General features: G+C 46.1%; 9 protein-coding genes and 1 riboswitch. Of the genes, 2 read left to right on the top strand and 7 right to left on the bottom strand.

What is annotated here, in order from left to right:
- Nucleotides 1-687 precede the first annotated feature (687 nt).
- Nucleotides 688-1,710: a Gfo/Idh/MocA family protein gene (locus tag FS818_RS21915; RefSeq protein ID WP_090924332.1), complete on the bottom strand. Its 1,023-nt coding sequence runs from the start codon at nucleotides 1,708-1,710 to the stop codon at nucleotides 688-690.
- Nucleotides 1,711-1,781: 71 nt separating this feature from the next.
- Nucleotides 1,782-2,558, bottom strand: a complete 777-nt coding sequence (locus FS818_RS21910) for a sugar phosphate isomerase/epimerase family protein (RefSeq protein ID WP_145334688.1) — start codon at nucleotides 2,556-2,558, stop codon at nucleotides 1,782-1,784.
- Nucleotides 2,559-2,763: 205 nt separating this feature from the next.
- On the opposite strand from FS818_RS21910, the gene FS818_RS21905 reads away from it, so the two are divergent.
- Both FS818_RS21905 and FS818_RS21900 read left to right on the top strand, forming a co-directional pair.
- Nucleotides 2,764-3,615: a helix-turn-helix domain-containing protein gene (locus tag FS818_RS21905; protein WP_186375569.1), complete on the top strand. Its 852-nt coding sequence runs from the start codon at nucleotides 2,764-2,766 to the stop codon at nucleotides 3,613-3,615.
- 300 nt (nucleotides 3,616-3,915) lie between these two features.
- Nucleotides 3,916-5,061: a PQQ-binding-like beta-propeller repeat protein gene (locus FS818_RS21900; protein ID WP_145334687.1), complete on the top strand. Its 1,146-nt coding sequence runs from the start codon at nucleotides 3,916-3,918 to the stop codon at nucleotides 5,059-5,061.
- A gap of 126 nt (nucleotides 5,062-5,187) precedes the next feature.
- Here the strand turns inward: FS818_RS21900 and mmuM are convergent, their stop codons facing one another.
- The 5 genes from mmuM to FS818_RS21875 all read right to left on the bottom strand — a co-directional run bounded on the left by mmuM (nucleotide 5,188) and on the right by FS818_RS21875 (nucleotide 12,092).
- The gene (mmuM, locus tag FS818_RS21895) at nucleotides 5,188-6,267 is read right to left on the bottom strand and encodes a homocysteine S-methyltransferase (RefSeq protein WP_145334685.1); all 1,080 of its coding nucleotides are present in this window, start codon (nucleotides 6,265-6,267) and stop codon (nucleotides 5,188-5,190) included.
- Complete coding sequence (mmuP, locus tag FS818_RS21890) at nucleotides 6,264-7,658, bottom strand: S-methylmethionine permease (protein ID WP_145334930.1); 1,395 nt, start codon at nucleotides 7,656-7,658, stop codon at nucleotides 6,264-6,266. Before mmuP ends, mmuM begins: the two co-directional genes overlap by 4 nt.
- A 91-nt stretch (nucleotides 7,659-7,749) precedes the next feature.
- Nucleotides 7,750-7,851: riboswitch (SAM riboswitch) on the bottom strand.
- Between the two features lie 138 nt (nucleotides 7,852-7,989).
- Nucleotides 7,990-9,192 carry a Ger(x)C family spore germination protein gene (locus tag FS818_RS21885; RefSeq protein ID WP_145334683.1) on the bottom strand — a complete coding sequence of 401 codons (1,203 nt, stop codon included), beginning with the start codon at nucleotides 9,190-9,192 and terminating at the stop codon, nucleotides 7,990-7,992.
- Nucleotides 9,189-10,289 (bottom strand): GerAB/ArcD/ProY family transporter, encoded by a 1,101-nt coding sequence (locus FS818_RS21880; RefSeq protein WP_145334681.1) that lies wholly within the window; start codon nucleotides 10,287-10,289, stop codon nucleotides 9,189-9,191. The genes FS818_RS21885 and FS818_RS21880 overlap by 4 nt, the downstream gene beginning before the upstream one ends.
- A 90-nt stretch (nucleotides 10,290-10,379) precedes the next feature.
- Nucleotides 10,380-12,092: a spore germination protein gene (locus tag FS818_RS21875; protein ID WP_145334680.1), complete on the bottom strand. Its 1,713-nt coding sequence runs from the start codon at nucleotides 12,090-12,092 to the stop codon at nucleotides 10,380-10,382.
- Nucleotides 12,093-12,136: the final 44 nt, after the last annotated feature.

Here is a 12,136-nt window from a genome sequence, read left to right as displayed (position 1 = left end):
GTACACGCACACGCACACGCACACGCACACGCACACGCACACGCACACGCACACGCACACGCACACGCACACGCACACGCACACGTCGCAAAGTATACTTACTCACCAATACAAAGTAAATCCCTCAAATGTAGCACTTTGATCCAGCGATTACAGCCTAAGGACATGAGCCGATTTCTAACGATCACAGATAACGCTATTTCGCCGATTTTAGCCTTTTCTCAAATCTAACGATCACAGGAAACGCTATTTTCCCATTTCACCCTCAATTCTGCTCATTTGGAGGCCTTTCTGAAGAAATAACGTCGCTGGTGATCGTTACATTTTTCAGACCGACAAAACGGTGCAAATAAGCTCATCTGAGATCGTTAGCGTAATCCTGGTATTTTGAACATTCTATGTCTCCCTGTATTACTCACAAAAAAACATTCCCTAGTATAGGATACTGGAGAATTCCTTGCATTACATTCATATCATGCCTGCATCATATCTGGATATGTAATCACCTCGCGTAATGTGCTTAACAGTTGCACCCTAACTGAACCGATGACTCACATAAAAAGGACACCCACCAGCACACTGCGCTGGAGAATGTCCTCTAATTTAATGATTGCGAACCCAAAGCTTGTTCGTTCTAATTACAGGCTATTACGACCTATCGAGGCCTATTACAGTCCATTAAGTCTGTTACAGCTTAACGATCTGACCTGTTTTCTCGGATTCAAACGCAGCCAGAATGACTTGCAGGGAACGCAAGCCCTCTTCACCCGAGATGGATGGAGGCGTCTTGGTTACGATGGATTCTACGAATGCATCGATTACGCCGCTTGGTACTTGTTTTTCATTGGTTGCCATCGCGCCAACTTTGTACGTTTCGACCGTACCATTGGTCAACTCGACGATAACCTCGTCGCCTTCCACTGTACCGATCTTCATTACGCCATTTTCACACCACAGCACGGTGCTGTTGTCTCCGCCTCTGTATTGTGTCCAGCTGGCTACGAGTGTGCCGATTGCACCGCTCTTCATGCGCAGCAAACATGTCGCATTGTCATCCACATCCGTGCCTTCTTTGTGCAGCGTGCTGATGAAACCAGCTACTTCGGATACTTCGTCGTTCAGCAAATAACGGATAAAGTCGGATTTGTGCACGCCAAGGTCACCCATCGCGCCCATAATGGCTTCTTCTTTGCGGAAAAACCAGCTACCTGCTCCATCTAAACTCCAGCCTTCCGGACCCGGGTGACCAAAAGCAGTACGGAAGGTCAGCACTTTGCCCAGTCGGCCGGAATCCAGAATTTCTTTGGCTTTCACGTGAGGAGGCATCAGACGTTGGTTGTGACCTACCATCAGATATACGCCGTTTTTCTTAGCCGCCTCAATCATCTGCTCACCTTCTTCAGTGGAAACCGCCATCGGTTTCTCAACCAGCACATGCTTGCCCGCATTAGCAGCGGCAATCGTCATCGGTGCATGCAGGTAGTTCGGTGTGCATACGCTCACCGCTTCTACTGTTGTTTCGTTTGCAAGCAATTCCTCATAACTGGAATAGGCTTTACCGCCGTACATTTCAGCCATTTCCTGCGCACGCTCCACTACCGGATCAGCAAATGCGACAAGTTCTACGTTCTCATTGGCAGCGTACTCTGGAATATGTCTGCGCTGGGCGATGGCTCCACAGCCGAATACAGCAACTTTAATTTTACTCATGTACAAAAGTCTCCTTTGACAATTAGATTCATGTTTGGCACGGTCAGATATTACGTTGAGTCCTTTAACTCTTAGAACTGATTCAGGTAGTTTTGTTTCAGCCAGTTGTGGCTGTTCTCCACGCTCTCAAGCGGAGGGTTCTGGCATACGTCCTGTTCCACGATCAGCCACTCTACACCTGCATTTGTTGCGCTTTCAATGACAGCCGGCAGATCCACTTCGCCTTGTCCCAACTCCAGTGTTTTCATCTGACCCTGCTCGTCTTTGCTGAAATCTTTCAAGTGAAGCAACGGCAAACGGCCCGCATATTTATTAATATACTCGATCGGATTTTGTCCGGCAAACTGTACCCAACATACGTCCATTTCCACTTGTACCGCTTCTGGAGTCGTTTGAGCAAACATGGCATCAAAAGCATTTGCATCCCCAACTTGGCCATGGAATTCGAAGTCATGGTTGTGGTAACCAAAGATCAAACCTTGTTTTGCTGCCTCGGCTCCATACTGTTGCAATTCTTCAAACAGCTTTGTCCAGCCTTCTGCATTGTCCGGGCGATCTTCCGGCATCAGATAAGGGCAGATCATATATTGTGCACCAATTGTTTTCAGGTAATCGATTTGTTTTTGCAGGTCTTCGCGCATCGCATGAAGGGACACGTGGCTACTGAAACCTTTTAGACCTAGCTCATCTAGTAGCGCTTTCATTTCCTCTGCTGGAATGTCGCCATATCCGGCAAATTCAACCCCTTCGTATCCAAGGGCGGCCACTTTGCGCAGTGTACCACGGAAATCTGCTGCCGTTTCATCACGAAGTGTAAAAAGTTGCAAACCAATGTTCAATTTTTTCATGACAGATACTCCTCTGCTCTCAAATTTGCTTACATTGCTCTATCTGGTATCATCCTAACGCAAAACAGGCTAAAATGAACATATACAATATAGTCAGAACATGAACTATCTGATCAAATTTTATTTCCATCCTGAATTGTCCCATCATTTCAGCCGTTTAACTGCACTCGGACAGGATGATGAATCGATGATACAACAGGATCGAATGATTGGGGGACGTACATCTGTGGACACATTGGACACATCCGTATTGATCTGTGACTACTCCTATCACTACAAGGCATTCACCCATAATATGAAAGGCGAGCTAGCCACCTATCTGTTCCGCTTGCAGACGGAAGGCTCGTGCAAAGTATATGTACAGGAAGAGGAATTCCGCATGACCAGCGGTGATTTGCTTTTATTAAAACCAGGGGACGATTATCGCCTCGTCGTAGATGAGCCACACAAGGAAGGGCGTTTGTCGAGTGGGGACTACTATCTTTTCTGTGAAGGCGGCTGGATTGAAAAGTGGTGGAAACGTCAGCAACGTCCGACGGTAAGCCGTATTGGGCTGGATGACAAGCTGATCAGTCTGTGGCGCAACATGCTGCTGGAGAAACGTCGCGGCCCGCTGGAGGAAAATGCCGAGCTGAAGGACGCTCTGTTGCGGGGGCTATGCCTGTACATTGACCGGGCGATTACGGAAAATATTCAGACCGACCGGGCCGTCTCCTCGGCACTTAAGCTGAAGCGTTTTATCGAAGAACATGCCACGGTTACGTTCAAACTGGAGGAAGCCGCCCGTTACGCCGGACTCAGTCTTTCGCGGGCCGTGCGTTTATTCAAGGAACACTATAATCAGACCATGATCCAGTATGCCATCGAAATCCGCCTGAATGCGGCGCTAGAGCGTATGAAATACAGCGAAATGACACTAGAGCATATTGCGGAATCCTGTGGTTTTGCCAGCTACTCCTATTTTCACCGGGTGTTCCGCGCTCACTTTGGAGTGTCTCCAGCGGAATACCAGAAATCCAGACAGCATGAACCGATCGATGATCTGGAGCATGTGTAAGTTAAATAGTTGTATTTCTCAACCGAGGCTGTACCTAATGTGCGGCTTCTTTTTTATCATAAATACATAAATTATGACCTATTTCTACATTTTTTTGATATACAGGAGAGGGGAGTAGTCCTATATACCTAGCAATGGTAGTGTGATAGACTTATCCCATACTATGGAAAGGGAGTTAATTTCTTTGTACAACAAAAATACAACGGTAGGTCCGGATTAAATTTAGCCCCATCACAAAGCAGTGATAACTGTGGAATAGGTACAAAATGAAAAGAAAATTACATAAGGAGTCTACCATTCATGAAATTTAAGCGAATTAACTTTTGGCTCATAGCCAGCCTTTGCTTCTTCCTTGTTATCCCGTCTGAGCCTACTCTCGCTCAAGCTCTTCTACAACCTCAATGGGAATATGATATCACCAACGGTGGAAAGAGCAGCACAAGTTCACATTCAATGAGGAAAGTTATAGATGCTACGGGGAATGAGAGCCTACTCATCAATAAGGCAGGTAAGAATAATGACTATTACATCGATAGTGTTGATGCCAAAACAGGGAAACTCCTTTGGTCGATGCCAACGGACAACGAGTACAAACTTTCCGATGATGGATATATATTCATTTTTAAAAATAATAAAGTGAGTGCCAAGCATGTAGCCACAGGTCGAGTTATATGGACAGCTGCTTTGCCAGGGGCGCCAGAAGAGTGGAGACGAGGCGGAGTCGAAGTAGCTAGTCCAAGCGAAAATGGAAGTTTATATTTGTTTTGGAACTCCGACGATAATAAAAGCAGTACCCTCTACTATTACGATACCAAAGGAAAGTTAAGCAAAAAGTTAAAAGCTCCATATTTTATGTACCAGATTTATGGAGATGTGATTGTCGGCAGTAAATTTGTAGATCATCCCGATCTATACTTGATTAGCCTGACCACCGGAAAAAAAATTAAAACGATTGCTGGCAGTAAAGGCTACAACAGAATTAGAAGGCTACCTGACGGCACATTCCTGCATTATAATACCTACAAAAATACGTTGACGCTTAAGGGGTACAACAGCACAGGACAACTTAACTGGACCAAACAACTTCCTTATTATGAATACTCAACCGAGCTTTATGCTATGGAAGATCGTTTTTTATATGCAGACGTTAAAAATAAACGAATCAAGCTATATTCATCTTCAGGTAGATTGATTGCGGAGAAGCCATACCTGCCAGGAGGACGTTTTAATATGGCTTTGGATGCCACAAGTTTTATGTTTCTATCCGTCAAGAATGACAAAGAAGAACTTATTATTACGGACACAAATAACCTAAACATTTTACACGTGTATAACAATGGCGAATTTGATCTTGATAATGAATCTATGTTTCTGCATAACACAACAGGTCTGTACCTCATAAGCAACAAAGGACGTACCTTAGTTAGCACACAATTAAGTAAATAACATATCAAAAAACATTAATGTTAATTCTGATGCATACTGAAAGCCCCCACCAATCCAGTCATGGATCAGTGAGGGCTTTTTATCTTCAACTACGACTATATATATCTAACCTACAACCCTAATCTTCTAGCTCCGCCACTTTTTCGCCAGCTCGTTAATCTGATGCGGTGTTGTGCGGCAACATCCGCCAATAATCTGCGCACCAGCGGCAACCCATTGTTCTGATGCGTCCTTCATGCTTCCGCAGGAACCTTCGCCGCTCCATGTTTTCGTCTCGGCATCGTAGGTTTCACCTGAATTCGGGTACACGATGATCGGTTTATCGCAGGCTTGGCGCAGGACACCGATGGCTTCCGTGACCACTTCCATCGGAGCACAGTTCAGGCCAATCGCTACAATCTGCGGCTCGGAGCCAAATGTCTGTGCACATACCTCAAGCGGTGTGCCCTCGCTGATGCTTGTCCCATCTTTTAACGAAAAAGAAAGCCATGCATGAGCACCAGGGAACTCCTTAAGTAATTCTACAAGTACCCGAGCCTCCTGCAACGAAGGAATTGTCTCGAATGCTAGAATATCAGCTCCCGCTTCAATCAGCGCTGCCATGCGAGGTCGGTGAAATGCAGCAAGTGTCTCATCCGAGACGCCGTAATGTCCCACATATTCGGAACCATCCGCCAGATAGGCACCGTACGGGCCGACAGAGCCAGCAACGACAGGTCGCGGACGACGCAACTTCTCGCCACTAGTGTATTCACCAGTACGATAATCAACCTGCTCGTTCCCCACGTTCTCGGCTCGTCCCGAAGAAACATCTACAAGCTGTCCTGCTGAACCTTCTGCACCTGCTGTAGCTCTTTGCACTTCTGCCCACACATCATCTCTCGCTTTGGCAGCCAGCTCTACTGTTTTGCGAATCAGATCCAGTGCAGCACCTTCTCCAATGCCACGCTTGCGGAAGCCCTCCACTGTTGCCTGATAACTGGAGGTGATTGCGCAATCTGCCCCTGCACGGAAATAATCAGCATGCACGTTCACGATAACATCCGGGTTCTCCAGCAACACTCGTGCAGACCAGAGCGAATCATCCAGATCACAGCCATGCTGTTCAAGCTCCGTTGCCAGTGCACCATCCAGAATCATGATTGGATACTCGTCCAGAATACGTTGAACCACATTTATATCATTCGTTTGCTCTCGTTGAGTCATGAAGTCAGCCCTCTTTTCTTCTTCATACGATCCGTCCAATAATACACAATGTAACACAAAATAATGAATGGAATACCACAGTATAGAGCAATCCGCTGCGTCGGGTCAAAAGCGATACCGATACAGGATGCGAGGCACAATACAAATGAAACGATAGGTACGATTGGATATAATGGCGTTCGATAAACCAAGTCTTTCACGTCATGCCCTTCCCGCAGATACTGTCTACGGAACATATACTGAGATACGCTGATGCTCATCCACACAGCTACCACAGCAAGACCTGAGATCGAAACAAGCGTAATATAGACGGTCCCCGGCGCAATGATGCTGGATAGTAACGCCAGCGCACCACCAGCCATACTAAGCACAAGTGCATTGAACGGTACACCGCGTTTGGTCAAACGGGCAAACCATGGAGAGATTGTCTTTTTATCCGCCAATGACCAGAGCATCCGTGATGAAGCATATAACCCCGAATTGGCTGCGGATAGAATTGCCGTTAAAATAACAAAGTTCATGATGTCGGCTGCATAAGGAACACCGATTCGCTCCATGACAGCAACAAACGGACTTTCCAGCACACTTGCATCTGACATCGGCAACAAAGCAGACAGAATAACGATCGTGCCAATAAAGAAAATAATTAAACGCCACAGCGTGGTGTGAATAGCTTTCGGAATTGTTTTTTCCGGATTTTCCGTTTCGCCTGCGGCAATACCAATCAGTTCTGTACCCGAAAAAGCAAAATTGACAGCCAGCATCGTCATCAGGATCGCAGTCGCTCCATACGGGAACCACCCTGACGCTGTAATGTTGGAAAAGAACGGAGCCGGTTCAGCATTTGCCATCGGAATAATGCCAAACATGGCGGCTCCACCAAGAATAATAAAGATAACAATCGTCATCACTTTCACCAAGGAGAACCAAAATTCGGATTCGGCAAACAGTTTTACCGTGAACGCATTAAACAGGAAGATCATCAGCGCGAACAGCGCACTCCAGATCCAGACGTTCACAGACGGAAACCAGCGCTGCATAAGCAGTCCCGCGGCTGTGAATTCCGATCCAAGCGCTACGGTCCAAGTCAGCCAGTACAGCCAGGCCACCGTGTAACCTGTAGCTGGTCCAATGTATTTAGCCGCATAACTATGAAATGCACCTGTCTCCGGCATATGCACAGACAGTTCGCCAAGACAGAGCATCACCAGGTACACCACCAAAGCGCCAATCAGATAGGACAGAATCGTACCCAGTGGTCCGGCTTGTTGAATGGTATACCCTGAGCTAAGGAACAGTCCTGTTCCAATAACGCCGCCAAGAGAGAGCATAACCACATGCCTCGTTTGCATTTTTCGTTGAAATTGTCCCTTTTCGTTGCTGTTCTCCATATAACCTGCTCCCTGCTTCTTCATCCAGTACAAACAAAAAAGACCCACTCTTCCCCAAGAGTGCGCCGCGACTGACAAATAAAAACAAACGCTCCTATCTATCAGGCTTTCACCCGCTGGAATTAGCACAGTATCCTTCAGATCTGTTGCTGAGGTTTCTAAGGGCCAGTCCCTCCACCTCTCTGGATAAGAAAATGATTTTGTATAACTATATCGACTGTTGTCAAATGTGTCAACATTTAAATAAATTCTACGTGTGACCCAAGCAAAGCCCTTGATCTCCTGGGTGCCGAAGTTAATATATTAAGCATCTCGGCTAGGGAGTACCAAGCTACTCTGTCGAAGATCCCGGATTCACAATGCTCGTTTTGATCTCATAGGTAATAGGCACGGTCGCAAACACTTCATCCCAGTTATCTTTTACTTTTTTCCACGTTTTTGGATAATGGATTCGGAGGCTGTCCCGAAAACCGGCAACATCGGCTTTATAGGTATGCTGGAGTTTGTAGAGCATCTGATCAATCTGTTGATCTACGATTTTGGCAAAATCCTGCTCCAGTTCCTTTAGATAGGCTCCCTTTTCTTCCTTTTCAGGCGCGCGCCAATCCTCCATTAGCCAACCTTCTGACTCTGCCTTGACGTGGAATGAGATGTCTCCATGAACTACCTTCGGAATGATTTTTGTAGTCTTTTTCTTGATTTCATAGAGAATCGTGAAACCTTCCTTGCTGTATGTTTTTATAACTCCGCCCTTTTCCTTAGGTTTAATCCAAGATAATGCTTCCACGTCGGTTTGGCTGAGTTCCCCGATAAATTTCGTTGTTTTGGCTTTAAAGATGCTCCCCCCTGAAAATTTATCCTCGCCATCTGCATTCAATACATTTTGAAGCAAAAAACTGGAGCCAGACTGCATCTCTGCATCCAGTTTGGCAAGCGAAACAGGCTCCATTATCTTATTGGATATATACGAGTTATTTGTAATTCCCGTAAGATAAAAGGCCGGAATCCGGGAAGGATCTCTCGAAGTAAGTACATCCACCGCACGATGATGGCTAATCAGCACGAGACAATTTGGACGAATATCGTTATCCCGTAGCACAAAATCAAGCAACTGTTGTAATCCATACTTTTTAGAAATATCTTTGGAAATGACGATCACTTTAAGATGATGTCCAATGAGCGGACGATCTCGGCGTAAAGCAAATTGACGGAAAATCTGGAGCATGGAATCTCCTGTTAGTTGTTCATTAGAGTAAGAGGATTTACCCGATGAAGGTGAACCTCCCTGCTCGCTCTGCTGGCCGCTCGATTTCCCAGGGGCAATCTGAACGGTTGCGGTGACGTTGTCTTCTTTAGGGTAATGCCCTCCTTGGGCTGAGATATTTTTCTCGAATTCAGTCTCTTGTCCGACATCAATGCCGAGACCAACATAGAGACTTAAATCCTCAATCTCCCGGCTACTCCAGCACCCCGAGATCAGACTGAGAATGAGTAACGCAGAGAGGATTCGTAACCACATTCGGAGAGAGATCATGCGTGTTTACCTCCTTTTTTACGAATAATGCTCAGCAACAGCAGTACCAGAGGCATAATGGCAAACAGAACGACAGATGCATTACCCAGCATGTCCCCGAGTGCAAATGTTTCATATACATTTTTGGGAATCATGGCTGCCAAATAGATAAACGGTAGAAGGCAGTACATAATGGTCCGCATCTTTTTAGCTTTAAACAGATCACGAATCCCCACAGAAGCGCAGTAATGGGTGATGGCAAAGGTGGAGAAAATCTGCAAAATCCAGATGACCAGCAATAACGACTCAAAGCGCTCAAAGATCAAACCTTGAATCTCAAAACTTCGAACCAAATCCAGCGTTGGCCATGTTCTCGTTTTGATCCCATCGAGGGACAAACTGCCAACGACCATAACGACCGTGATCAAATATATCGCCGTAGATATGCCCAGACCCCAAGTCATCGCCTTATTGCTTTTTTTCGGATTTTGCATATAGGCTGTAATGACAAGCATTACTTCATAACCTGTGTATGATAACAAAGAAGGCTTCAACCCTTTGATTACAGGTAAAATCCCTTCTCCGAGAACCGGTCTCAGATTACCGATCTCAAACAACTGATTACTAAGCAAAATTTCCATTACAAATATGACCAAGGTAATCGGCAAAATGATTTCAAACACACGCACAATGACTGGAAGTCCGCCGGAGATCAGGTAGATTCCGATCCACATAAACACCATCACAATCGCCCAGGTAGGGGTGCGTTCAAGCAGATACATTCCGGTAACTTCGGCCATCACCCGAATTTCGAAAGCGGCAATCACCATAAAATAAATAATGTTGGCACAGCCCAGAATGTAAGCAATCCAACGCCCCGTAATTTCCCGAGTGAATTGGAAAACGGTCTTTTCCGGGAAACGTCGGCATAAGGTCACCAATATAATGCCAACCCCCGTAATAATGAGCCCTGAAAGGATGATCGAAATCCAGACGTCCGGCGTTCCAACCGCTTTGCCCGTTGTCCGAGGTAGCGTTAATATGCCTGCACCAAGCATGTAATTGACGATAATGACCACAGCTTGTGTCGTACTTATTTTTACTTGGGAGTCATTCACTTTTTAGCACCTCCTGACCATCTGTGAAATGTACGCAATCATACTGAACTGCTCAGAACCTCTCTGCACGGAACTTCACTTCGAACAACATTATTTCTTCCGATCTTCATCGGTCGGATTCATCATATCAGGACGCCTTCTCATCATGTTAAGCGGAGCACGGATGATAAAATCCTTCCAATCACTCAGATGATATGGAACGGCTGGCGCTATATACGGCACACCGAAGCTGGATAGTCGAGCCAGATGTGTACACATGAGCAGGAAGAACATGACCACACCGTACAACCCCATTACTGCAGCACTGAACATAGCGGCAAAACGGAGCAAACGGAGCGTCAATCCCGCACTATACACTGGGATAGTGAAGGACGAAATCGCTGTGACCGCCACGACAATGACCAGAAACTGGCTGATAATGCCTGCCTGAACTGCTGCCTGCCCGATGATCAGACCCCCAACGATTCCCATTGCAGGTCCGATCGGTTTGGGCAGACGAATCCCGGCTTCCCTTAAAATCTCAATGGACAGCTCCATAATCAAAGCTTCGATAATCGAAGGAAAGGGCACACCCGAACGGGTTTCAATAATCGTCAGCACCAGTTTCGTTGGAATCAGACCTGGATGAAACGAAATGAAAGAGATATAAAGCGCCGGAGCTAGCAGGGCTAGCATAGCTGCCATAAAACGTAGAATTCGAAGGAATGTACTTGGAATCCAGCGTTCATAGTAGTCTTCTGGAGATTGGAGCAGCATGCTGAACGTAACCGGCACAACCAGAACAAACGGGGTTCCGTCCAGCAAAATAGCGACGCGCCCTTCCAATAAAGCACCGATTACGCGGTCCGGTCTTTCTGTATTCAGTATCTGCTGGAAAGGACTCAGAGCATCATCTTCAATCAGTTGTTCTACGTAACCGGACTCCAGCATCGCGTCCATATCAATACTTTTCACACGTTTCATAACCTCGGTTACGAGTTTAGGGTCGGCAATATCCTGAAAATAAGCAATAGCCAAGTCCTTTTTAATCCGGCTACCCACTTCAAGCTTTTCTATAAATAAACTCTGGTCACTTCCATAACGTCTTAAAATCCCCGTGTTATCACTAAGCTCCTCTGTAAAACCGATACGCGGTCCGCGTAGTAAGCCTTCCGATAAGGGTTCATCCACCCCGCGCGTCTTCAATCTGGACGTTCCGATTAGCATCGCTCCAGGCAGGCCATCCACTAACAAACCGTTTTTCCCCACCAATACACCCGATGCAAGTTCTTGAAGAGATTGTGTCTCCTGAATTTCACTTACGGGAAGAATTTGAGTTTTCAGATACGTGGACAGGAAGTCTTCTTGTTCAGGATGAAGGAAGCTTTCCTGTTTGAGTTCAGGTATACCCTCGATCATTAAAGGTTTGATTAAATATTGGTCGATCAGATCTGTATCCGTAAGCCCTTCGGTATACATAATCGTTGCTTTCGTGTTCGTTCCCCGAATGGTGAACTCTCGAATATGTACATCTGCATTTTTGCCAAACGTCTCTCGAACCGTAATCAGATCTGTCGTGTGTATTCCAGTTAACTTAATGTTGGCATAGTGCCCCGTTTCCGTCCCTGGCCCGATGCCAGCTTCCGCTGGTGAAATGTCCTTCGGAGAAGGAGTCATTTTATTTTTGCGTGAGAAGCTACCCCGCTTGATTGCCGTATGGAACCAATTCGTTCCGAGATATAGAATAATCGGTACGATAAAAACCATGAGTGCCTGTGCCCAGATGGTCCATTTCGGTACATAAGATAAAATCGTTGACCACACCCTCCATCCCTCCTTCCTTCTTGTTAAAATCAAACCACAGGTAT

It is taken from the genome of Paenibacillus xylanexedens (genome assembly GCF_007680605.1).
In the GTDB taxonomy this organism is placed as follows: domain Bacteria; phylum Bacillota; class Bacilli; order Paenibacillales; family Paenibacillaceae; genus Paenibacillus; species Paenibacillus xylanexedens_B.
The sequence above is the reverse complement of the archived record's forward strand: the minus strand, read 5'-3'. Positions and strand labels throughout refer to the sequence as shown.

What these genes read in the sequence shown, in the direction of transcription:
- mmuP (WP_145334930.1), bottom strand. Translation starts at nt 7,658, where the DNA reads ATGGAGAACAGCAACGAAAAGGGACAATTTCAACGAAAAATGCAAACG.
- FS818_RS21905 (WP_186375569.1), top strand. Translation starts at nt 2,764, where the DNA reads ATGATTGGGGGACGTACATCTGTGGACACATTGGACACATCCGTATTG.
- FS818_RS21910 (WP_145334688.1), bottom strand. Translation starts at nt 2,558, where the DNA reads ATGAAAAAATTGAACATTGGTTTGCAACTTTTTACACTTCGTGATGAA.
- FS818_RS21885 (WP_145334683.1), bottom strand. Translation starts at nt 9,192, where the DNA reads ATGATCTCTCTCCGAATGTGGTTACGAATCCTCTCTGCGTTACTCATT.
- FS818_RS21915 (WP_090924332.1), bottom strand. Translation starts at nt 1,710, where the DNA reads ATGAGTAAAATTAAAGTTGCTGTATTCGGCTGTGGAGCCATCGCCCAG.
- mmuM (WP_145334685.1), bottom strand. Translation starts at nt 6,267, where the DNA reads ATGACTCAACGAGAGCAAACGAATGATATAAATGTGGTTCAACGTATT.
- FS818_RS21900 (WP_145334687.1), top strand. Translation starts at nt 3,916, where the DNA reads ATGAAATTTAAGCGAATTAACTTTTGGCTCATAGCCAGCCTTTGCTTC.